Annotated in this window: 17 protein-coding genes; 9 read left to right on the top strand and 8 right to left on the bottom strand. The window is 64.2% G+C overall.

Translation table 11 applies throughout. The annotated features are described in order from the left end of the window. The first annotated feature begins 64 nt into the window (after positions 1–64). Positions 65–1,036, top strand: a complete 972-nt coding sequence (locus BLT08_RS03025; RefSeq protein ID WP_090303296.1) for an N-acetylmuramoyl-L-alanine amidase — start codon at positions 65–67, stop codon at positions 1,034–1,036. A gap of 102 nt (positions 1,037–1,138) precedes the next feature. After that, positions 1,139–2,206, top strand: a complete 1,068-nt coding sequence (locus BLT08_RS03020) for an mRNA surveillance protein pelota (protein WP_090303295.1) — start codon at positions 1,139–1,141, stop codon at positions 2,204–2,206. 21 nt (positions 2,207–2,227) lie between these two features. Here the strand turns inward: BLT08_RS03020 and BLT08_RS03015 are convergent, their stop codons facing one another. The 3 genes from BLT08_RS03015 to BLT08_RS03005 form a co-directional block, all read right to left on the bottom strand. Further along, entirely contained in the window at positions 2,228–2,989 is a 762-nt protein-coding gene (locus BLT08_RS03015) for a TrmB family transcriptional regulator (RefSeq protein WP_090303294.1), read from the bottom strand. A 6-nt stretch (positions 2,990–2,995) separates the two neighbouring features. Then, positions 2,996–6,103, bottom strand: a complete 3,108-nt coding sequence (locus BLT08_RS03010) for an efflux RND transporter permease subunit (RefSeq protein ID WP_090303293.1) — start codon at positions 6,101–6,103, stop codon at positions 2,996–2,998. Between the two features lie 222 nt (positions 6,104–6,325). Further along, on the bottom strand, positions 6,326–7,060 hold the full coding sequence (locus tag BLT08_RS03005; RefSeq protein WP_090303292.1) for an MBL fold metallo-hydrolase: 735 nt from the start codon (positions 7,058–7,060) through the stop codon (positions 6,326–6,328). 113 nt (positions 7,061–7,173) lie between these two features. Here BLT08_RS03005 and BLT08_RS03000 point away from each other — a divergent pair, with 113 nt between their 5' ends. Next, positions 7,174–8,250, top strand: a complete 1,077-nt coding sequence (locus BLT08_RS03000) for a zinc-dependent alcohol dehydrogenase family protein (RefSeq protein ID WP_090303291.1) — start codon at positions 7,174–7,176, stop codon at positions 8,248–8,250. A 6-nt stretch (positions 8,251–8,256) separates the two neighbouring features. Here the strand turns inward: BLT08_RS03000 and BLT08_RS02995 are convergent, their stop codons facing one another. After that, positions 8,257–9,126 (bottom strand): hypothetical protein, encoded by an 870-nt coding sequence (locus BLT08_RS02995; protein ID WP_245724137.1) that lies wholly within the window; start codon positions 9,124–9,126, stop codon positions 8,257–8,259. Between the two features lie 283 nt (positions 9,127–9,409). Between BLT08_RS02995 and BLT08_RS02990 the strand changes: the two genes are divergently transcribed. Beyond that, the gene (locus tag BLT08_RS02990) at positions 9,410–12,223 is read left to right on the top strand and encodes an ATP-dependent helicase (protein ID WP_090303290.1); all 2,814 of its coding nucleotides are present in this window, start codon (positions 9,410–9,412) and stop codon (positions 12,221–12,223) included. A 554-nt stretch (positions 12,224–12,777) separates the two neighbouring features. After that, positions 12,778–13,647 (top strand): amidohydrolase family protein, encoded by an 870-nt coding sequence (locus tag BLT08_RS02985; RefSeq protein ID WP_090303289.1) that lies wholly within the window; start codon positions 12,778–12,780, stop codon positions 13,645–13,647. Positions 13,648–14,000: 353 nt separating this feature from the next. On the opposite strand, the gene BLT08_RS02980 is transcribed toward BLT08_RS02985, so the two are convergent. From BLT08_RS02980 to BLT08_RS02965, 4 genes are all read right to left on the bottom strand, one after another. After that, a complete protein-coding gene (locus BLT08_RS02980) occupies positions 14,001–14,768 on the bottom strand; it encodes an IclR family transcriptional regulator (RefSeq protein ID WP_090303288.1) in 768 nt (255 codons plus the stop codon). Between the two features lie 119 nt (positions 14,769–14,887). Further along, the gene (locus BLT08_RS02975) at positions 14,888–15,487 is read right to left on the bottom strand and encodes an HD domain-containing protein (protein ID WP_090303287.1); all 600 of its coding nucleotides are present in this window, start codon (positions 15,485–15,487) and stop codon (positions 14,888–14,890) included. Between the two features lie 5 nt (positions 15,488–15,492). Then, complete coding sequence (locus BLT08_RS02970; protein ID WP_090303286.1) at positions 15,493–16,209, bottom strand: EthD domain-containing protein; 717 nt, start codon at positions 16,207–16,209, stop codon at positions 15,493–15,495. Positions 16,210–16,322: 113 nt separating this feature from the next. Then, positions 16,323–16,796: a VOC family protein gene (locus tag BLT08_RS02965; RefSeq protein ID WP_090303285.1), complete on the bottom strand. Its 474-nt coding sequence runs from the start codon at positions 16,794–16,796 to the stop codon at positions 16,323–16,325. A 118-nt stretch (positions 16,797–16,914) separates the two neighbouring features. On the opposite strand from BLT08_RS02965, the gene BLT08_RS02960 reads away from it, so the two are divergent. The 4 genes from BLT08_RS02960 (at position 16,915) to BLT08_RS02945 (ending at position 22,143) form a co-directional block, all read left to right on the top strand. After that, on the top strand, positions 16,915–17,241 hold the full coding sequence (locus BLT08_RS02960; RefSeq protein WP_090303284.1) for an EthD family reductase: 327 nt from the start codon (positions 16,915–16,917) through the stop codon (positions 17,239–17,241). Then, positions 17,238–18,935: a thiamine pyrophosphate-binding protein gene (locus tag BLT08_RS02955; protein ID WP_090303283.1), complete on the top strand. Its 1,698-nt coding sequence runs from the start codon at positions 17,238–17,240 to the stop codon at positions 18,933–18,935. Before BLT08_RS02960 ends, BLT08_RS02955 begins: the two co-directional genes overlap by 4 nt. Positions 18,936–19,030: 95 nt before the next feature. After that, positions 19,031–19,996, top strand: coding sequence for an NAD-dependent epimerase/dehydratase family protein (locus BLT08_RS02950; RefSeq protein ID WP_090303282.1), 966 nt, complete (start codon positions 19,031–19,033; stop codon positions 19,994–19,996). Positions 19,997–20,112: 116 nt separating this feature from the next. Next, the gene (locus BLT08_RS02945) at positions 20,113–22,143 is read left to right on the top strand and encodes a primary-amine oxidase (protein ID WP_090303281.1); all 2,031 of its coding nucleotides are present in this window, start codon (positions 20,113–20,115) and stop codon (positions 22,141–22,143) included. Positions 22,144–22,150: the final 7 nt, after the last annotated feature.

Below are 22,150 nucleotides of genomic sequence, written 5' to 3'. Positions count from 1 at the left end.
CTCTAGCATGCTAGTTACGATACTATGGCCGTCTGTTATTACACGGGGCGTGGCACACGCTGTCATGTGTCTCAATTGCGCTGGACGTGACACAGCAGCATCGGACGAGAACCGAACCGATCGCTCCCAAACGGCACGGACTGACGGCGACGATGGACGGTGGAAACGACGGCGGTTCCTGCAGGCGACCGGTGTTGCCGCGGGAACCGGAACGCTTCTCGGTACTCAGTCCGGCCGAGTAACGGCATCACACACCGAATGTGACGCCGCGGACCGATGGGTCGAGGCGGCGAATCACAGTTCGCGAGACCACGGCATCGACTGGATCGTCATCCACGTGACCGCAGGCGCCTATCAGGGCGCGTTGAACACGTTGACCAGTTCGAACTCGGGTGTGAGCTCCCACTACCTCGTGAAGAACTACGACTGGACTGAGGGACCCTCAGCTGGCCACGTCGATCAACTCGTCCACCACGATCGCGCGGCCTGGCACGCCCGATACATCGCCAACCACCGATCGATCGGCATCGAACACGAGTGGTTCGACGACAACGGCATCACCGACGCGTGCTACGAGTCCTCGGCGGACCTCGTCCGCTGTATCGCCGACATGCACGACATCCCCCTCGAGTTCTACACGAGTAACACCTGCATTCAGAACGAACCCGGCGGGATCATCGGCCACACGCACGTTCCGGACGGTGACTGTAGCAGCTTCCACCACGGCGGCCGAACCTGTCCGTACCCCGACTGGGATATGGCTCACTTTGCGGACCTCGTCCGCGACAGCGACGGCGGCGGTGATGGTGGTGGCGGCACGTTCGAAATGGGCGACAACGTCGTCACGACGACTGATCTCAACGGTCGCGAGCAGCCGTGTCTCAACGACGACGTCGTGCTGACGCTCTCGGAGGGAACCCAAGCCGAGATCATGAACGGTCCCGAACAGTGTGACGACATCACCTGGTGGGGCCTGTACGTGCCGTCGGCCAACGAGTGGGTCTGGTGCTCCGAAAACTATCTCACACACGCCTGAACGGCCCCGATTCGCTGATTCCTCTCCGAATTTCGATCCGAAGACGCTCGCGCTACCGTCGGATCCGTCACGCACTTACCGACCCCTCGAGAAGGGCCGGGTATGCAGATCAAAGACCGGGAGCAGGTCGAGGGCGGGCGCGAACGGGTCACCGTCGTCCCCGAGAGCGTCGACGACCTCTGGCACCTGCAGTACGTCCTCGAGCCCGGCGACCGCGTCGCGGGCGACACGACCCGGCGGATTCAGCGCAACGACGACCAGATGCGCGATACGGGCGGCGAGCGCGAGCCGATGTGGGTCGCCATCGCCGTCGACGACATCGAGTTCCACAAGTTCGCCAACCGGCTTCGGGTCGGCGGCGAGATCGTCGCCTGCTCGCGCGAGGACCAGTTGGGCTTTCACCACACGCTGAACGTCGAGGAGCGCGAAGAGCTCTCGATCGAGAAGCGGTTCAAGCCGGATCAGAAGGCTCGGCTCGAGGAAGCCGAGGAGGCCACCGAGAACCCGGACGTCGCCATCGCTACCGTCGAGGAGGGACAGGCCCACGTTCACACGGTCGCCCAGTACGGCACCGAGGAGCGCGCGACGATCACCGGCACGACCGGGAAAGGCGAGTACAGCCGCGGCCGCTCGGAGCTGTTCTCTGAGCTCGCGGACGTCCTCAAACGTCAGGACGTGGACGCGATCATCCTCGCCGGCCCCGGCTTTACGAAACAGGACGCGAAAAAGTACATCGAAAACAACGAGCCCGAGGTCGCCGAGAGAATTACGATGGTCGATACGGCCAGCGTCGGCGACCGCGGCGTCCACGAGGTGCTCAAACGCGGCGCCGTCGCGGACGTCCAGCAGGAGACCCGCATCGAGAGCGAGGCCGAGTACATCGACGAACTCACCCGACGCATGGCCGAGGGCGCGAAAGCCGCCTACGGCCCCGACCAGGTAAAGCAGGCCGCCGAGTTCGGCGCGATCGAACGCCTGCTCGTCCTCGACGACCGGTTGCAGAAAGAACGCGGCCCCGACGGCGAGTGGGCTATCAGCGTCGACGACATCGTCCGCACGACCGAACAGAAAGGCGGCGACGTGACGGTCTTCTCGAGCGAATTTCCGCCCGGCCAGCAGCTCTCGAATCTCGGCGGTATCGCGGCGCTGTTACGGTACCGACTCGAGTAACAGCGACAGACGGACGATCCGTCAGTCCGAGTCGGGTCGCAACTGGTCGCTCGCTTCGATCAACTGGATCAGCACGGACGCGAACAGCGAGTCGGAGCTCCAGATCGCGGTCTCGCTCCCGTCGTCGTCGACCACGCTCAGCAGAATGCTCTCCCCGTCGACGACGACGATCCGTCCGGATCGCTCGTCGCTCTCGCGAAAGTCGGGTGGTGTCTCGGTCTCGACACCGTCGATAGCGGCGAACCGGTCCCGAATCTCGTCGGTTCGACTGATGACGATGACCGAGACGCCGGCGGCTGCTCGCTCCCGAATGGTCCGTTCGATCGACTCCGTGACGAACGTCGGCAGCCGCGTGCCGAAGATGATCCGATCGTCGGCCTGCGAGAGCAGATCGACGACCCGGCTGTCGACCCGATCGCGACTGCGGACGGTCCAGAGGTCCTCCTGTGTCTCCTCCGTCGCCGACTCCTCTTTGACCCCCTCGACGTAATCGAACGCCCGTTCCTGCTCGCGTTCGAACCGCTTTTCGAGCGTGTTCCGGGCCTCCTCGATGCTGACCGGTCGGTAGCGGATCGGGCTCGACTGCTGGACCTCGAGCAAGCTTCGTTCCTCGAGGCTCTCGGCGACGCTGTACACCTGCGAGCGAGGCACGTCGGTGACGTCGGCGACATCCCGGGCGGTTCCGGACCCCAGTCGGTGTAAGGCGATGAACACCTTCGCCTCGTAGCTGGTGAGCCCGAGTCGTTCGAACGCGTCGACGGCCTCGCTCTCGTCGTCAGTCACGGATGGTCACTCTCCCTCGTCTCTGGCGTCGTCCGCTATTTCGGTTTCGGTCTGTTGCTCGGTGCCCCCGTCGCTCGCGGTCGGCGTCCCGGCAATCGACCCCGACGTCTCGAAGGAAACGTCCGGACCGAAGTACCGCGTCCAGAGCACCAGCAGTGTCGGCAGGACGATCACGCTCGCGAGGAACGAGTACGCGATCGTCAGCCCGGTGATGATTCCGAACTGTCGGAGCACCGGCAGGATGGCGAAGGCGAGCGTCCCGAAGCCGCCGATCGTCGTCGCCGCACTGCCGAGCAGCGCACCGCCAGTTCCCGTGACGGTCGTGTGCATCGCCGACCAGACGTTGCCCTGGCGCTCGAGTTCGAGCGTGTACCGCGCGCTGACGTGGATGCTGTAGGCGACGCCCAGTCCGATGGTGAGGCTGGTGATCATCCCCGTCAACACGTTGAAGGGCATGTCGAGGAGGTGCATCGTCCCCAGGATCCAGCTGACGGCGAACGCGACCGGGAGCAGGGTTACCGTCCCGAGCGTCGCGCTGTTGCCGGTCAGCCAGTAGGCCGCCGTCAGGAAGCCGAAGACGGCCACGAGCGTGATCATCAGACTCTGGAGGACCGTATCGAGCAGGTCCTGTTCGACGATGTAGCTGACGATCGGATCGCCGGTCGCGATGGCGTTGAGTTCGCCGTCGCCGGCGTTCAGGCTACGCTGATCGCCGGTTCCGTCGACGTCGATGGTGCCGGCGATTTCGCGCATCTCGTCGGTCGTGTCGCCGAAGCTGGCGTCACCCTGCGTCGAGATGATCAGCCGGGCCGACTCGTAGTTGCCCTCGTCCGTTCGGTGGAGGACGGTACTCGCAGCGTCCTCGTTGGCTTCGAACAGTTCGTCGTACAGTTCGTCGAGGTTCTCGTTGGGGATGCCATCGCTGTCGGTCGCAGCCTGATACGACTCGTTGAACGACTCGTTCTGTGCGGCCGTCTCCTCCATCACCGAGATCGGCCCCTGCACGTCCGCCTCGCTGTTCGGAAGCGTGTAGACGGTGCTGCTCTCTGCGGCTTCGTCCTGGGCGTCCGATAACCGCTGTAAGGCGTCGTCGTCCGTTATATCTCCCTCGACGAGTATCTGGGCCTGCGTGTCCTCGCGCTGGAAGTTCTGGTTGACGAACTCGAGGTCGTCTGCGGCCTGGTACTCACCGGGGGCCATCCCGCCCGGCAGGTGTTCGGTCCAAGCTGGCGGGCTCTCCGCGAGGAAGTCCTCCTCGTCGAAGCTCGTGTCGACCTGCGTCGCGCCGTAGACGCCGCCGGCGGTGAGCAACAGCGCGGCGATCAGGACGATCACCGGGATCTTTCGCGCCGCGGTCGACCCCAGCGTGAGGACGTTGGTGAACCGTCCCTCGCCGGTCCCGAACGCGCGCTTTCGACGACTCATTCCGCGCGACTCGAGGAGGGAATCGATCTCGACTTTGAGGGCCGGGATCAACGCGCCGAAGATGATCAGCGCGGCGAGGATTCCGAACGAACTGATGACGCCGAACTCCCGAATGGGACCGATGGGACTGACCAGATTCGCGAGGAACCCGATCGCGGTCGTCGCGGTCACCCAGACGAGGGCGACGCCGACGCCGGCGAGTGCGATCGTCATCGAACCGCGGACGGTGCTCGAGACACCGTCGGCCTCGCGTTGTTCCCGGTGGCGCATGAAGACGTGTATCGCGTAGTCGATAGAGAGCCCGATCAGCAACACGGGCACCGCGATCATCATCTGGTTGAACGCGATGCCGGCCCAGCCCATGAAGCCGAACGTCCAGACCAATACGGCACCGATTCCGGCGACCCCTAACGCGATGTCGAGCGGGTCCCGGTAGGCGACGACCAGCGCGACGACGACGAACAACAGCGCGAGTGGGCCGACGATGGCGAGGCTGTCGCCCATCGAACGGTCGATTTCGTCGGTAATGATGCCGATACCGAAGACCATGTACTCCTGATCTTGCTGGTTAGCAAGCTCACGAAGGTCGAGTTGGCTCTCGAGAACCCCGCCGGTGTCACCGCCCATCTCCATCGCGTCGCCGTCCATCTGCTGCATGACCATCGTCATGCGGGCGTCGGCCTGGGTCGATCCGGGGTCGTACGACGACGCCATGAAGCCGAGTGCTGCAGCGTCGTTGTTCCCGTCGTCGTCGAGCGTGTCGGTCAGGAGCTCCTCGAACTCGTCGTCGTCGAGCGCTTCGAGGGCTTCGATCTGCTCGTCGAGCGACGGCTGGTCGCCATCGTTCTCCTGGAGTGCCGCCTGTTCTTCCTGGAACTGCTCGGAGTCCGCCTCGAGTTCGTCGTACTCGTCCTCGAGGACGCCGAACGTCGCGCCGGCGTAGACGTCTTCGAAGCTCTCGGTCAGCTCCTGATATTCCGGATCCTCTTCGTAGTTGTCCGTCTCTTCGCGAATCTCGATTCGCTCTGATTCGATGCCGCGAGCCTGTTCGACCATCTCCTCGTACTCGGCAGTCTGCTCGTCGTCGAGTTCGGCTGCCTCGGCTGCGCCCTCGACGGTGGCCTCGATTTCGGCTTCGGTCTCCGCGGCGCCGCCCTCGTCGCCGGCTGCGAGCTGGGCCTCGTACTGGTTGTGGAGTTCGATCGTCTCGTTAAGTCCGTCCTCGAGCGCGCCGCGCCGTTCCTCGAGTGCGGCTTCACGTTCCTCGAGTTCGGCGCCCTGCGCTTCGAGCTCAGCGGCCTGCTCTTGACTGATCGCCGTGATCGCGAGGATGTTCTCGACGCCGGTGATCGAGTCGTTCTCGACGAGCGTCGCGTTGATCGACTCGTTCGCGTGGATCTCCTGTTGGAACTCCAGTGAGTCGATCAGCGACTCCTGCGTGAGGACGTTATCGCCCCTGGCTATCACTTGCACTGACGTCGTATTCTCGTCACCTTCGGACTCGAACCGCTCGTCGATATCCTCGAGCGCCTGGGCTTCGTCCGACTCGCTCTCGAACTGATCGAGCGACGAGTCGTCGTCGACCATCGGCATTCCCGCACCGACGAGCGCCGTCGTCAGCAACAGGGCGAGAATGACGATCTTGGAGTGAGTCGTCACGATATCCGCGAGTCGATTCGGGAGACTCATCCGCTCACCTCTTCGAAATTCGCCGCCTGGGTACAGGGGACCATTCTGTTGTTACGATCCTACAAACTCCCGCTATATACCTGTTCGGATACGAGTGTCAGCATGTGTATTATTCTCACGAAAGAACATCTATGAGTGACCGAGCGTCAATCTTTATCCGGAATCGGAGAGGATAGTACCGAACGCGTCCAAATTCGTAGCCGTATGCTAATTGTCAGCTAGCTACTCGACCGAGATCGTCGTGAGATCCTCGGCGAATCGCACGTCGCCGTCGTACTGCGTCGCGATCGACTCGAGCATCTCGTCGTGACGACCGTCGGTGTGGGGATAGAGGTGGGTCAGGTAGACGCGGCCGATCTCCCGGCCGGCCAACGCCTTGCCGAGGGTCTCCGGTGTCGGGTGGTTCGAGACGTCGACGTCGTCGGGGAACGAGCAGTCGTGGACCAGAATCGCCGACCCCTCGGCGAAGTTCGCCAGGCCGGCGAAGGCCTCGCTGTCGCCGCTGAAGGTGAACAGATCGCCGAACCGATAGGCCAGACACGGCAGCGAGTGGCGGGTTTCGTAGGCCGAGACGTCGAACCCCGCCACGGAGAACTCGCCGGGGACGACCTCGCGAACCTGCAGGTCGAGTTTCCCCTGCATGTACTCGTGGACCTCGAGTAAGTCGTCGAGCAGGGATTTCGTTCCCTGCGGGCCGACGATCTCGAGGTGTTCCTCGCCGGCGAGCCAGCGGGCTTTCATCAGCGGGAGCAGGTCGGCGACGTGATCCAGGTGGTGGTGCGTGAGGAGGACGGTCGAGACGTTCTCGTAGCCGACGCCGGACTGCTGGAGCCGGTGGAGGACGCCCGACCCGCAGTCGACGAGCAGCGTTCGGCCGCCCTCCTGGACGAGAATTCCCGTCTGGAATCGTTCCCCCGTCGGCATCGCGCTGCCGCTTCCGAGAAAGGTGACTCGCATACCAGACACTCACACGGCCTGGCCGATAAGCGTACCCTCTTGGAGCGTCGGGTCGGTCAGCCGGCGACTCGCGTGCCGGATATCTTAACTCGTCACCCCACGACAGCCACGATATGCGCGCTGCAGTACTCGAGGCCTACGGCGAACCGCTGTCGATCGAGTCCGTCGACCCGCCCGAACTGGCCCCCCACGGGGTCGTCGTCGACGTCGAAGCCTGCGGCATTTGTCGGAGCGACTGGCACGCCTGGCAGGGCCACGGCGAGTGGGCCGACGATCAGGTGCCGCTGGGGCAGATCCTCGGCCACGAGCCGGCGGGACGGGTCGCTCGAGTCGGCGAGCGAGTCGACACGCTCGAGGAAGGCGACCGCGTCGCGGTGCCGTTCAATCTGGGCGAGGGGTCGTGCTATCAGTGCCGGAACGGTCACGGGAACGTCTGCGAGGACGGCTACGCGCTGGGGTTCGAATCGAGCGTTCCCGGCGCGTTCGCCGAACAGGTTCACGTTCCCCACGCCGATTTCAATACCGCAACGCTTCCGGCGGACGTCTCCGCGGAGGCGGTCGCCGCGCTCGGCTGTCGGTACGTGACCGCGTTCCACGCGCTCGCCCATCGGGCCGACATCGACGCCGGCGACTGGGTAGCCGTCCACGGCTGTGGCGGCCTGGGACTGGCCGCCGTTCAGATCGCGACCGCACTCGGTGCCCGCGTGATTGCGGTCGACGTTCGCGACGAGCCGCTCGCGATGGCGACAGATCTCGGAGCCGAGGAGACGGTGAACGCAGCGGCACGCGAAGACGCGGGCGAGCCGGGCGTCCCCATCGTAATCGAGTCGATCACCGATGGGGGAGCGCACGTTTCCGTCGACGCACTCGGGCGCGCCGAAACCTGCCGCAACAGCGTCGACTGTCTCCGTATCCGCGGCACGCACGTCCAGATCGGGCTGACGACGGCCGCCGAAAAGGGCGAGGTGTCGCTGCCGATCGACGAGATGACCCGCTGGGACGTCACCGTCGTCGGCTCTCGAGGCATGCCGCCGTCGCGGTACGACGAGCTGCTGCGGATGATCGACTCGGGTGCGCTCGAGCCCGAACGGCTGGTCACGAATCGCGTCACGCTCGAGGACGTCTCCGACCGACTCGCGGCGATGAGCGAGTACGACACGCGCGGCGTCGAGGTCGTGACGGAGCTGTGACGCGAGCTAGCGGTCCTGATCCGCTCTGATCCGGGTGCTGACGGCTCGGTCCGTTCGATCGAACAGGAACCGATCGTACGTCCCTTCGTAGGATCCCAGCAGCGGTTCGTCGCTGGTCGTATCGATGCCGACGGTCCGCGAGTCGCTTCTGTTCGCGTACTCGTCCGCGGTGTCGTTCGGATCGTACGCGGCGAACGTGATCCCGGTCTCACTCACGTCGTAATCGTAGAGCAGCACGTAGTGGGCCTCGAGTACGTTCTCGCCGGAGATCGTCAGGCCCGCCGAGCCGTACTCGTCGATCGCCTCGCGAATCTCGTCGGCCTGCGATCGGTAGTCGATCCACTCGGGCCGAAGCAGCACTCGCCGTCGGAGCCACGACTCGAGGTCGGTGAACTGGCTTCGATGGAATCGCTCGATATCGTCCCGCACGGGCGAGGAATCTCGATCCTCGAGCGGATCGTTGACGTGTTCGATCTCGCTGGTCGATTCGCGGTCGACGGGACGGGCGCTCGGCTCCTCGAAGTACCACTGCGCTGCCATCGCCATCCCGTAGCAGTATCCCTTCGTACCGAACAGTCGGTTGGCGTTCGCGTAGAGCCGTTCGGCGACCGTTCGAATCTGGCTCTCGGGGGTGGCACTCGCGGGGAGCGACAGTCGGTCGCCGAGCGCCGTCTCCCAGGACGCCGACAGGGACTCCTGAAGAGCGCTTTCGGAAACGAACGCGGTCGGATCGGGAGCGACGGGCGGCGTCGAGTAGTTGTCGAATCCGAACCCGTCGGTCGCCGGATCGAACGCGTCGTCATCGACGCCCGACCCGGAATCAGAATCCGAAGCGAACAACCGACTCTCCCGCGTACCGACGGAGAGGGCTCCCACTCCGACCGAAAGCGAAATTCCGCAGAGTAGCGTACGACGTGTCAGTCGGCTCATAGCGTGTTCGACGACGCAGTTCGGTGGCTCGATCGCTCCTCGCAAATCGTGTGCCGCAGCCTCACGTCATCCTGCGCTTCGCTTGGTTGACAGTCGACAATAAATACGAACGGCTTGCGCGTGCAGGGACACCCGTTCCGTCGACGGAATTCGATCGATCGAATCGCCTCCGTTCACTTTCACTCCGGTGGGCAAACCCTCTTCCCTCCCGCCCTCCGAGTCGACCACAATGAGCGGGAACGACGGCCTCGAATTGCCGGTCGCCGACGACGACCTCCCCTTCGATCCGGCGTCCGTCACCATCGAGGACCGCAACGTCTTCGATCTCTTAGAGCCCGCGGTTCAGGAGTGGTGGCTCGAGGAGTTCGGTGAGTTCGTTCCCGAGAACGAGGGCTTTTTCACGCCGCCACAGCGGGGCGCGATCCCGAAAATCCACGACGGAACGAACACGTTGGTCTGTGCGCCGACCGGGTCGGGGAAAACGCTCAGTTCCTTCTGTGCGATCATCAACGAACTCTACAGACGGAACCGCGAGTCTCCCGACGTTGACGAACGAGAGCCGTCTGCCCGGGACCAAGACGCTTCCGACAGCCTCGAGAACGCCGTCTACTGCCTCTACGTCTCTCCCCTCAAATCGCTCGCCAACGACATCCACCGGAACCTCGAGGTTCCGCTCGAGGGCATCGAGGAAATCGTCGCCGAGCGCGACGACGACACGGCGATGGGCGAGATTCGCCACGCCATCCGCCACGGCGACACCTCCTCCTACGACCGCCAGAAGATGCTCGAGGAGACGCCCCACATCCTCAACACGACCCCCGAGACGCTCGCCATCCTGCTCAACTCCCCCAAGTTCCGCGAGAAGCTTCGCACGGTGGAGTACGTCATCGTCGACGAGATCCACTCGCTGGCGGCGGGGAAACGCGGCACGCACCTGTCGGTGAGCCTCGAGCGACTCGAGGCGCTGGCCGAGGGTGAGATCACCCGAATCGGCTGTTCGGCGACGATCGAACCGCTCTCGCAGGTCGCAGAGTTCCTCGTTGGACAAGACGAACCCATCGGAGACTCCCGCCCGTACGACATCGTCGACGCCCGCTTCGCTCGAGAGTTCGACATGCGACTCGAGTGTCCCACCGACGATCTGATCAACACGTCCCGCGAGGTCGTCCAGCAGCGGTTCTATCGGATGCTCCACGAGCACATCCAAGCGCACACGAACACGATCGTCTTCACGAACACGCGCTCCGGCGCGGAGCGAGTCCTTCACAACCTCCGCGAGGAGTTCGACGCCTACGACGAGGGAAACTCCGGCTGTCACCACGGCAGCCTCTCGAAGGAGGTTCGACAGGATATCGAGGGCCGGTTGAAAGACGGCGACCTCGACGTGGTGACGACCTCGACGAGCCTCGAACTGGGGATCGACATGCCCCACGTCGATCTCGTGGTTCAGGTGGGTTCGCCCAAATCAGTCGCCTCCCTCCTCCAGCGCGTCGGGCGAGCGGGCCACCGCGTCGGTCAGACCGTGACGGGACGAGTCATCGCGCTGGATCGGGACGAACTGCTCGAGTGTGCGGTCATGCTCAAGAAGGCCGAGGAGGGGTTCGTCGACTCCGTCTCGATCCCCGAGAACGCCCAAGACGTCGCCGCCCAGCACGTCTACGGGATGGCCATCGCGGATATCCGTCCCGAGTCCGACCTGAAGGCCATCCTGCGCCGTGCCTACCCCTACCGGAACTACACCGACGAGGAGTACGAGTCGCTGATGCGGTACCTCACGGCCGAGTACGCCGGCCTCGAAGATCGCAACGTCTACGCGAAGATCTGGCGCGACGCAAACGACCCGCCCGACGGCGAGCACCACTACGAGGAGTACCCCGTCGGCGAGACGCTGATCGGCAAACGGGGCCGGCTGGCGCGGGTCATCTACATGACCAACATCGGGACCATTCCGGACTCGTTTACCTGCGACGTCTCCACGCGCGGGAGCAACGAGTGGGTCGGCCAGCTGGACGAGAGCTACCTCGACACGCTCGAGAAGGGGGACGTCTTCGTCCTCGGCGGGGACCACTTCGAGTACCGCTACCGTCGCGGCTCGAAGGTGTACGTCGACCGCACGAGCGCGCGGCCGACCGTTCCCTCGTGGTACTCCGAACGGCTGCCGTTGTCGTACGACCTGGGTCGCGAGATCCTCGAATTTCAGGGCGAACTCCTCGCTCACTTCGAGGAGGGTGGGCCGCCGCGGGTCCGCGCCTGGCTCCGGGAGTTCCCGCTGGACGACGACAGCGTGCGGGCGATCGCGCGGCTGTTCGAACACCAGTTCCGCTACGCGGGCGCGGAGAGCGTCAGCACCGACGAGCGACTCGCTATCGAGGTCGTCCGCGACCGCGACGAGTACGAGCGCCACTACTACGTGCACTCGCTGTACGGCCGGCAGTTCAACGACGGCCTCTCGCGGCTGCTGGCCTACCGCTGCGCTCAGGAGGCGACCGCCAACGTCCGCGTCGCCGTCGCCGACAACGGCTTCGTCCTCTCGATGCCGCTCAACCGGAAGGTCGACATCGAGGGAATCGTCGACGACCTCGAGCCCGAACAGGTGCGCGAGGATCTTCGGGCCGCCCTTTCGGGCACCGACCTCCTCCAGCGGTACTTCCGGATCAACGCGACGCGGTCGCTGATGATCCTCAAACGCTACAAGGGCTACGAGAAGTCCGCGAGCCAACAGCAGGTCTCGAGCGAGATGCTGCTCGGCTTCGCCGAGGATCTCGAGGAGTTCGCGGTCATCGAAGAGACCTATCGGGAGATTCTCGAGGACAAACTCGACGTGCGGGAGATCGAGGCCTTCGTTGACGCGCTCGACGCCGGCAACATCGCGCTCGAACGCCAACTGCTGGACTCGCCGACGCCGCGGGCGTTCGGATTGGCCACCCTCTCGGCCAGCGATGTCGTCCTCGCGGAGGACGAGAGCGCCGCCTTACAGGCGTTTCACGAGCACGTGCTCGACGAAATCGGCGAGGAGTCACTGCGCGGACTCTCGTCGGAGTGAGAATCGGCTCAAGTCGGTCGCTCTGTGCCGACTGGTATCGGCGCCGCAAGCGACGACTTCATCGATTCTACGCGCAGTCGTTCGACGGCGATCGTTCGTCCGTCGACGGTCGGCTACCGCGGTCCGATTCATCCCGCCGACTGGTCGGATCTCCCAGGTTGGTGTAGCGCGGAACAGTACCTACAGAGAGCGACATGACATCTATAAGTGAATGAGTTTTAAACAACATATATAGTTACTTTCTAATATCGCGCGGGATCCATCCAAACGGATAAAGTGCCCCATGTAAGCGTCAAGGAACCCAATTTCCTTCTTCGGGGAGTTCGGTCAACAACCCAGAAGAACAAATCGGAAAATTTCCTCAACCACCGTTAAACTGCATCCAGAGGTCGGGATTTCCCTCTACGGAAAATAGCGACGATATCTTCCCGGACGTATGTGATAACTGGTAATTAGTCGAAAAAGTTTTGAATGTGATTGTTCAGGGACCGGCGCGAACGAGATCGGCGTTCTGCGGACGAAAATACATATAGTGTCATCCCATCGCTCGTACCATGGGAACACCCACCGTACTCGACGAGCCGCGCGCAATCGATATGCACGCCCACCAGCCGACGAGCGAGTTCCTCCACGATGCGGGCGGGCAGATGATGAAAGACGCGGCCGACCGGTTCGGTGCCGACCTCGAGCCGGACACGTACGAGCACATGCTCGAGGAGTATCGGGACGCCGGCGTCGGCCGCGCCGTCTTGCTCGGCTGGGACGCGGAAACGAACACCGGAAATCCGCCCGTTCCGAACGACTACGTCGCCGAGGTTCGCGACGAGTACGCCGACTTCTTCGTCGGCTTCGGCTCCGTCGACCCACTCAAAGACGACTGCGTCGAGGAGGCGGTTCGCTGCGTCGACGACCTAGATCTCTCCGGGTTCAAGTTCCAGCAGATCGCCCAGGGGTTCGACCCGTCCGACCCCGAACACGAGGAGCTCTGGGAGACCATCGAGGATCTCGGGGTTCCCGTCGTCTTCCACGGGGGCAACTCGACGCTCGGGGCGTGTTCGCCGGGCGGCCGCGGGTTGAAGATCAAGTACGGGAATCCGATGTTGATCGACGACGTGGCGGCCGAACACCCGGACCTCAAGATTCTCATCGCCCACCCCGCCTACCCCTGGGAGAAAGAACAGCTCGCGATCTGCCAACAGAAGGGCAACGTCTACATGGATCTCTCCGGCTGGATGCCGAGATATATCGACGACCAGGTGCTCCAGTACGCCCAGACGCTCCTCTCGGACAAGGTTATGTTCGGAACCGACTACCCCATGCTCGAGCCCGAACCGTGGCTCGAGCAGTTCGCCGAACTCGACTTCGACGAGTCGATTCAGCGCAAAATCCTCTGGGAGACCGCCGAGGAGTTCCTCGAGTTGTAAGCCGTCGATCGGTCGTTCGGACCCGACCGTCTTTCACGCTCCGTTCGAGCTATGGGAACGGATCGAAACGGTATCCGCCGCGCTTTCCGCCACCATTGTACATGATTGTTCCTCCTCTTCTCGCACACAGAGAGCGAATTACAGAGGTACATTTGTAATAGCCAAGGCGGATCGCTTCGTCTCGATACCGTCTCACTCGCTCCCCTCGATAGCGGTCATTCGTGGGATACTCGAACGTTCGGACGCTCACGTCCAACTATTCGAATCGAAGTCGAACGCGAACGGTGAGCCAGTCTCATCGGTGTTCGAACAGCTCGAACGAAGAGCCGTTCGAGCGCGAGCCTCGATCCGATTTACGAGTGGGCGAGATTGACTTCGACTTCATTCGTCGCGCCGAGCAGCAGATCGGGGAGGTCCTCGGTCATCAGATCGCCGCGCAGCCGATTTGCGGGACCGGCGACGCTGATCGCGCCGATCGCGGTGCCCGACTCGTTTCTGACTGGCGCGCCGACGGCGTGGACGCCGATCACCGACTCCTCGCGGTTGAACGCGTACCCTCGTTCGCGGATCGTCTCGAGGTGCTCGCGGAGTTCGTCGCGATCGGTGATCGTCCGATCCGTCTGTGCGGAAAGGCCGTAGTCGTCGAGAATCCGCTCGATTCGTTCGTCGGGGAGGTGTGCGAGAATCGCCTTCCCCGCGGCGAACTGGTGGAGGTGCGTCCGCTGGCCGATCCGAGCGTGGGTTTTCACGGAGTGTCGCCCTTGGGCACCGTAGATGTGGACGCCCACGCCGTGCTCTTCGATCACGCACCAGACCTTCTCGTCGGTTTCGGCGGCGAGTTCGTCGACTTTCGGTCTGGCGACGTCGTACAGTCGGTGACGGTTGCGAACGTGGATCCCGTAATCGAGGAACCACGTGCTGATACGGTAAGTATCGCCCTCCTGGACGAGCAGTCCCCGCGCCTCGAGGGTCTTCGCGTGGCGGTGAACCGTACTCTTCGCCAGTTCGAGTTCGGCGGCGATCTCGGTGATCCTTGCACCGTCGGCCGCTTTGACCACGTCGACGATGTCGAAGGCGGTTTCGACGGTTTCGACCGGCCTGTGTCGCGAGTCGCTTGCCATGTGTGCACATTCGGGAAGAACTGACAAAAGCCTGTTCCCGCTATTCGAACGGTCCGTGATTTCGTTCGTATCGTTCGAACCCGATACCGGATTTCGGCGCTGTCTCACGGCCGACCCGGTTACGAGGTCTGGGAGTACTCCTCGACCCACTCCTGTAGCGTGATCCCCATCGTCGCCTCCGTGATGGCGTTCGACGAGGCGGAGTTCGCGCTCTTGACGAGTTCGGCCTCGAGCGTCCGTTTCGGTACTTCGCCGAGAAAGTGCGGAATCGCGCGCTGGACGGGTAGCGGACAGCCGACCTCGTGGGCGAGCGCGTAGCCGGAGATGGAGTGGGGAATCTCCTCGCTGACGTAGGTCGGGTCGGGCGCTGCGAGCAGTTCGTCGTCTACGAAGGCGGGGTACTCGTAGCACTTGCCCACGTCGTGGAGGAGACACGCGGCGGCGATCGTGTCGACATCCGGGTCGGCGCCGTGAAACTCCCGTTGCTCGCGGGCTGACTCGAGGGCGATGCGGGTGACGCCGCGGACGTGTTCGATGTTCGAGACCTCGTGGATGTTCCAGGCGTAGGGGATGTCCTCGACGTCCCGCCAGCCGCCGCGTTCCAGGGCAAGAACCCACGCCTCGACGACGCGTTCGCGAAGGTCGCCGTCCTCGATCTCCTCGAGTTCCGGAAACGCGTCGCGGACCTGTCCGTCGAAATCGAAATCTGGCTCCGACATGGCGATCAGCGCTCGTCCGTGACGAGGCGTTCCCGACCGATAAGACGCGGCCGTTCGTCGATCGCGAGGAAGTTGTCCACGTCCTCGCGGGCCTCCTTCGCCTTGCCTCTCTCGGGATCGTAGTCCCGGGAGCCTTCGCCGCCGAGCGCGTCGTACAGCTTCTCTATGTCCTCGAAGTAGAGTTCGGCGACGCCGTCGAACTCCGCGTGTTCGGGATCGGTCGGCAGGATCGTGTTGTACTTCACGACGCCCTCGATTTCGCGAGCGATCGGCGTGTGATTGGTCTGCCAATAGTCGACGAACTCCTCGTGGTTCATCCCCTCCTGTCGGACGAGAAACGCCGAATGCTTGTAGAGCCCGTCCGTATCGCCGTCGACCTCGTCCTTTTGGACGATTTCCTCGCCGATAAACCGGGGTCGTTCCTCGATCGCGAGGAAGTTGTCGACGTCCTCGCGGGCTTCCTTGGCTTTCCCCTTCTCGGGGTCGTAGTCCCGCGACCCTTCGCTGCCGAGCGCGTCGTGGAGGGCCTCGAGGTCCTCGAAGTAGAGCTCCGCGATCCCGTCGAACTCCGCGTGGTCCGGTTCGGTCGGCAGCACCTGTTGATAGCGAACGACGCCCTCGATCTCGCGGGCGATCGGGGTGTGTTCGGTCTGCCAGTGCTCGACGAACTCTTCGTGAGACAGGCCGTCCTGACGGACCAGTAGGGCCACGTGTTTGTACATCACGAGCGTGTTTTTCGCACAGTACAATAAATGATGAGGGCTGTGATCACCCGGCAGGCCGCTACTGCGCTTCTGGCTGCCGGTGTTAGACGGGTCCGTCAACCCCAGTGCAGTCAGAGCGGCTCGTCGTGTACGAATAGCCGCGTTCCAGCCTCGCGGTAGTCCGCGTAGCCGTCATAGTACTCCATCAACTGGAACAACGCGCCCGTCGGGTTCGACGGCGGAACGAACGCCTCACTCCAGTGCTCGAACTCGGCGTAGTCGGCGACGGGAACGTCGTGCGCCTCGAGCACGTCGACCGCTCGCTCGAGATCCGCGACCTCGAGCGTGACGTGGTGGAGCCCGGGCCCCTGCCGCTCGAGGAAGTCCGTCAGGAACGACTCCGAACCGTCCTCGGGGGCGATGAGCTCGAGTCGGGAGGCGTCCCCGAGGACGTACGTCGCCCAGGTGAACGCCCCGTACTCACTGGACTCCTCGTGGATCTTCTCGCAACCGAGCACGAACAACAGCGCTTCGGCGTCGTCGATCGACTCGACGGCGATGCCGACGTGATCGACGCGCATCGCAGGCATCTCGGACACGGACATACCGCAGATACCTCGATCCGCACACATAGCTGTTTGGTGCGCGTACACAATCACCGCGACTGCTGTGGACACACCGCACCGATAGAACAAAGTCGGCGGAACCCAACAGTGGCGTTGCATGACAAAACTGGTCGAGTTTCTCGTCCGGAGCGACGAGTACAGCCACGAGGAGTTCGCCGAGCGGTGGCAGGGCGATCACGCCGATATCGCCCGCGACCTGCCCGGCCTGAAACGGTACAGCACGTCAGTACCGGTGAACCCCGACGACGCCGAGTACGACGGCGTGCTCGAGCTCACGTTCGAGGACGGACGGGCGCTGAACGACGCGTTCGAGTCCGACGTGGGTCAGGAGGTCATGGACGACGCAGCCGAGTTCACCGATCCCGGCGCCGGGCCGCGAATGGTCGTCAAAGAAACGGTACACGTGGACGCTACTGACGAATGACGACCACTGCGTCCGCACTCGTCGACACGCTCGAGGAACTCGGCGTCGAATACGTCTTCGGCTACCCGGGCGGTCGGGTGATCGAACTGCTCGAGGACCTCCCCGATTCGGCGGTGACGCTCGTCCGGCCGCGCGACGAACGCGAGGCGAGCGTCATGGCCGAGATGCACGGCCGACTCACCGGGACGCCGGGCGTCCTCATGGGCCAGGGACCGTGGATCGGCAGCCTCGGGATGATCGGTCAGATGGAGGCGCGGCTGTCGTCGTCGCCGATGGTCGTCCTCACCGAGGCCTCCGAGCGCGGCGAGTACTCGACGCTGGCCCCGTACCAGCAGGCCAGAGGCGATTACGGCGGGTTCAGCCTCCCTTCGATCCTCGACGGCGTCTCCAAGGAGTGGTGGTTCCCGCGCACGCCGATCGAAACCCTTCGATCGACGCAACTGGCGTTCAAACACGCCGTCGCCGGCCGTCCCGGCCCGACGGCGATCATCCTCGACGGAGGCGCGATCACCGACGACGTTCCCGACGATCCGACGCCGACCGCGTGGGACGCGCGCGAGCAGACGCGGACGTGGGACGCTGCGCCGGCGGCGACGGACGTCGTAACGGCCGTCGAAGCTCTCGAGGCCGCCGAACGCCCGGTGATCGTCTCGGGGAATGGCGTCCATGCTGCACGGGCCTACGACGAACTCGCGACGGTCGCCGATGCCTACGATTGCGTCGTCGTCACCTCCTATCTCGGCAAATCGACCTACCCCGAGACCGACGAGCGCGCCGGCGGCGTCATCGGCTCGTTCGGCCACGAAGGGGCGAACCAGGTCGTCAGCGAGGCCGATACGCTGCTCGTCGTCGGCTGCCGGTTGAATCCGATGGATACCAACTGGCAGGCACCGGAGTTTATCCGGCCGGACGAGCAGACGATCATCCACGCGGACGTCGACACCCGCAACGCCGGCTGGGTCTACCCCGCGGACGTGGGCCTCATCGGCGACGCGACGGAGAGCCTGGCCGCGCTCGCCGACGCCGGCGAGGGGGCGAACGACTGGGCGAAAGAGCGGGCGGCGAACGCCCGAGAGTGGTTCACCGCATCCGAGTGCGCGGACGATTCGGCCCCGATCAAACCACAGCGCGCGGCGAAGGTGATCGAGTCGGTCGTCGACGAAGACACGATCGTTACCGCCGACTCCGGAAACAACCGGTTCTGGCTGCTGTACTACCTCCAGACGCCCGCGGTGCGGACCTACTTCGGAAGCGGCGGCGTCGGCGGGATGGGCTGGGCGAACCCGGCGGCGGTGTCGGCGGCGCTGACCACCGAGAAGGACGTGATCGCGGTCGCCGGCGACGGCGGGTTCTCGATGACGATGAACAGCGTCGAGACCGCCGTCGAGTACGGCGTCGCGCCGACGTTCGTCGTCCTCAACGACACCAGTCTCGGGATGGTCCGACAGATGCAACACGAAGACGGCGATATCGCCGGCGTCGAGTTCCACGATACGGACTTCGTCAAAGTCGCCGAGGCCTTCGGCGCCGTCGGCACGCGCGTGACCGAACCCGACGAGTTCGCCGAGGCGCTCGAGGACGGCAAGGTGGCCGACGTGCCCCACGTGATCGACGTCCGGATCGACCGCGAGGAGGATATGGCAGCCACGCTAGCCTCCTCGTTCTACGAATCGATCGGGGGATTGCATGAGTAACGAGTTCCAATTGAGGGGCCAGACGGAAACGAATCGAATCGAACGACTCGAACGATCACCAATCTATACATGACCGAACCGAATACGAGGATCACATGACCGACGAAACGACGGTGCTGGTAACCGGCGGAACCGGCTTCATCGGCTCCTACGTCGTACAGGACCTGCTGGAACACGGCCACGACGTCGTGGCCTACGACCTCTCGACGGACACCGAGATCCTCGAGAAACTCGGCGTCGCCGACGAGACCGAGGTGCGACGCGGCGACGTTGCCGAGCCGACCGACGTGATCCGCGCGGTCAAGGAGACGGGGACGACGCACATCGTCCACCTCGCGGCGCTGTTGACGACGACCGCACGCGAGAACCCGCGCGCGGCGGCCGACGTGAACATTTTGGGGACGAACAACGTCTTCGAGGCCGCACGCACGCTCGACGATCAGGTCGAGCGCGTCGCGTGGGCCTCCTCGGCGGCGGCCTACGCTCCGCCGCACAACTACGACGCGGAGTGGGTCGACGAGACGGAACTCGTCTACCCCGACACGCTCTACGGCGCGACGAAAGAGTACAACGAACACCAAGCGCGAGTCTACCACGAGGACTACGGCCTCGACCACGTCGCGCTGCGGCCGACGGTCGCCTACGGGCCCTACCGCGAGACCGGCGGCTCGGCCTTTCTGGCGAACATCATCGAGAAGCCCGCGCTCGGCGAGCCCTACAGCGTCGAATACGGCGATCAAGCGATCGACTGGCAACACGTCGAGGACATCGCGCAGGCGTTCCGGAAAGCGGCGTTCACGCCCGAATCGGACCTGACCCAGCGGGTCTACAACGTCCGCGGCGTGCTCGCGACCGTCCGCGAGGCCGCCGAGACTGTCGAGAGCGTGCTTCCCGACGCCGACATCGACGTCTCCGACGAGGGGGAACTCCCCTGGACGCAGAACCTCGACATGACGAAGGCCCAGGAAGATCTGGGCTACGAGGCCCAGTACGACCTCGAGTCCGGCTTCCGGAAGTACATCAACGTGTTACGGGAGGAACACGGGCTCGAGCCGGTGTAGCGTCGGGTCCGCCGTCAGGCCCGACCAGGTCACTCTGGCCGGTTGAGCTGAACGGCAGGCTCGAGCAACTGTCACCGCCGGGAAGTTTCTTATACCAGACTGTGCAGGATTGTACCATGGCAACGGAAACCATTGCCGAGGCCGACCACCCGCTCGATCCGCTCGAGCCCGAAGAGATCGAGACGGCGTACGAGATTCTGACCGACGAACGCGACGTCGGTTCGGAGAGCCTCTGCATCAAAATCGAACTGGCCGAACCTTCGAAAGAGGCGCTCGCAGCGTACGACGCCGGCGGCGACGTTCCCGATCGTCGAGCCCGAATCGTCGTCAGGAACGGCACCGACCGGAAGACGATCGAGGCGGTCGTCTCGCTCGAGGCGGAGTCCGTCGTTTCGTGGGAGCACGTCGAGGGCGCCCAGCCGTCGATCGCGATCGAGGAGTTTATCGCCTGCGAGGAGGCGGTGAAGGCCAACGCGGAGTGGCAGGAAGCCGTCGAGCGACGCGGCGTCGAGAACACCGACCGGGCGATGGTCGACCCGTGGTCGGTCGGCCACGAGTTCGTCCCCGAAGATGTAGATCGGTCGAAGCGGCTGGCCCACGGCCTGTCCTTCCTCCGCCCGAGTGAGGAGACCGGCGACGAGGGATACGCGAAGCCGCTGACGGGCATTCACACGTTCGTCGACCTCGATCGGATGGAAGTGGTGAAGGTCGTCGACTACGGGCCGCCGGACGAGGACGAACCGCTGCCGCCGAAGGAGATGGCCTATCGCGAGAACGACGTCGACCTTCGCGACGATCTGGCCCCATACAACGTCGATCAGCCCGACGGACCGAGCTGGAGCGTCGACGGCCGGAAACTCGAGTGGCAGGGCTGGCACATGCGCGTGGGCTGGACCCAGCGCGAGGGGCTCGTTCTCTACGATATCGGCTACGAGGACGACGGCGAGATCCGCTCGATTATCGACCGAGCCTCCTGCGCCGAGATGTCGGTCCCCTACGGCACGACCGATATCAACGATCGGTTCAAGAACGCGATGGACGTCGGCGAGTACAACATCGGCCGGCTCGCGAAATCGCTGACGAACGGCTGTGACTGCCTCGGCCACATGCACTACTGGGACGCCGTGATGAACACCGCGGCGGGCGATCCGAACGTGCTCGAGAACGCCATCTGCCTCCACGAGGAGGACAACGGCACGCTCTGGGAGCGCAGCGACTGGCGGACGGGAAGCGACGAGGTCCGGCGGCGACGTCGCCTCGTCGTCTCGTTCGTCGCCGCCGTGGGCAACTACGACTACATCTTCAACTGGTACTTCTACCAGGACGCCTCGATCGAGGTCGAGGTCCGCCTGACGGGAATCGACAGCGTCTCCGCGGTCGGTCCTGACGAGGATCCGTCGGGCTACGGCGAACTCGTCGCCCCGCAGCTGACGGGGCCGATCCACCAGCACTTCTTCAACTTCCGGCTCGACCTGAACGTCGACGACGGCCCGAACTCGCTCTACCGCGTCGAAAATCAACAAGTGCCGTCGGGGCCGGGCGGCTTCGATCCGATGGGCGAGGCCGACGATCGAACGCACAACCCCGGCGGCAACGCCTTCTACGCGAAGCGCGAGAAACTGACGAGCGAGGGAGAGGCGAAGGACCTGATCGATTCGCTCAAGGGTCGCTACTGGCAGATCGAGAACCCGACCGCGGCGAACGGCCTCGGGAAACCGACGGGGTATCGGCTCGTGCCCGGCGACAACGTGGAAGCGGCGATGCAGTCCGACTCGAGCGTGATGAAACGATCCGGATTTATCAAATATCACCTGTGGGCGACGCCGTTCCGCGAGGACGAGCGGTACCCGTCGGGCCGGTACCCGAACCAGCACCCGGGCGGTGCTGGGCTGCCGGCCTGGACCGAGCAGGATCGCGACCTCGAGGAGGAAGACCTAGTCTGCTGGTACACGCTCGGCGTGAACCACGTGACGCGACCCGAGGACTGGCCGATCCTCCCGGTGCAGGTCTACAGCTTCAAACTCCAGCCGGCCAACTTCTTCGACGAGAGTCCGGCGATCGACGTCCCGCCCCAGCACGCGATCGAGGGCCAGGACGTGCCGGGTCACGGTCACGGCGGCTGCGAGGCGGACGCGGACGACGACTGATCGTCGG

Source organism: Natronorubrum texcoconense (genome assembly GCF_900100335.1).
Lineage (GTDB): Archaea > Halobacteriota > Halobacteria > Halobacteriales > Natrialbaceae > Natronorubrum > Natronorubrum texcoconense.
The sequence above is the reverse complement of the archived record's forward strand: the minus strand, read 5'-3'. Positions and strand labels throughout refer to the sequence as shown.

What these genes read in the sequence shown, in the direction of transcription:
- BLT08_RS03025 (WP_090303296.1), top strand. Translation starts at nt 65, where the DNA reads ATGTGTCTCAATTGCGCTGGACGTGACACAGCAGCATCGGACGAGAAC.
- BLT08_RS03020 (WP_090303295.1), top strand. Translation starts at nt 1,139, where the DNA reads ATGCAGATCAAAGACCGGGAGCAGGTCGAGGGCGGGCGCGAACGGGTC.
- BLT08_RS03010 (WP_090303293.1), bottom strand. Translation starts at nt 6,103, where the DNA reads ATGAGTCTCCCGAATCGACTCGCGGATATCGTGACGACTCACTCCAAG.
- BLT08_RS03005 (WP_090303292.1), bottom strand. Translation starts at nt 7,060, where the DNA reads ATGCGAGTCACCTTTCTCGGAAGCGGCAGCGCGATGCCGACGGGGGAA.
- BLT08_RS03000 (WP_090303291.1), top strand. Translation starts at nt 7,174, where the DNA reads ATGCGCGCTGCAGTACTCGAGGCCTACGGCGAACCGCTGTCGATCGAG.
- BLT08_RS02990 (WP_090303290.1), top strand. Translation starts at nt 9,410, where the DNA reads ATGAGCGGGAACGACGGCCTCGAATTGCCGGTCGCCGACGACGACCTC.
- BLT08_RS02985 (WP_090303289.1), top strand. Translation starts at nt 12,778, where the DNA reads ATGGGAACACCCACCGTACTCGACGAGCCGCGCGCAATCGATATGCAC.
- BLT08_RS02980 (WP_090303288.1), bottom strand. Translation starts at nt 14,768, where the DNA reads ATGGCAAGCGACTCGCGACACAGGCCGGTCGAAACCGTCGAAACCGCC.
- BLT08_RS02975 (WP_090303287.1), bottom strand. Translation starts at nt 15,487, where the DNA reads ATGTCGGAGCCAGATTTCGATTTCGACGGACAGGTCCGCGACGCGTTT.
- BLT08_RS02970 (WP_090303286.1), bottom strand. Translation starts at nt 16,209, where the DNA reads ATGTACAAACACGTGGCCCTACTGGTCCGTCAGGACGGCCTGTCTCAC.
- BLT08_RS02965 (WP_090303285.1), bottom strand. Translation starts at nt 16,796, where the DNA reads ATGTCCGTGTCCGAGATGCCTGCGATGCGCGTCGATCACGTCGGCATC.
- BLT08_RS02960 (WP_090303284.1), top strand. Translation starts at nt 16,915, where the DNA reads ATGACAAAACTGGTCGAGTTTCTCGTCCGGAGCGACGAGTACAGCCAC.
- BLT08_RS02955 (WP_090303283.1), top strand. Translation starts at nt 17,238, where the DNA reads ATGACGACCACTGCGTCCGCACTCGTCGACACGCTCGAGGAACTCGGC.
- BLT08_RS02950 (WP_090303282.1), top strand. Translation starts at nt 19,031, where the DNA reads ATGACCGACGAAACGACGGTGCTGGTAACCGGCGGAACCGGCTTCATC.
- BLT08_RS02945 (WP_090303281.1), top strand. Translation starts at nt 20,113, where the DNA reads ATGGCAACGGAAACCATTGCCGAGGCCGACCACCCGCTCGATCCGCTC.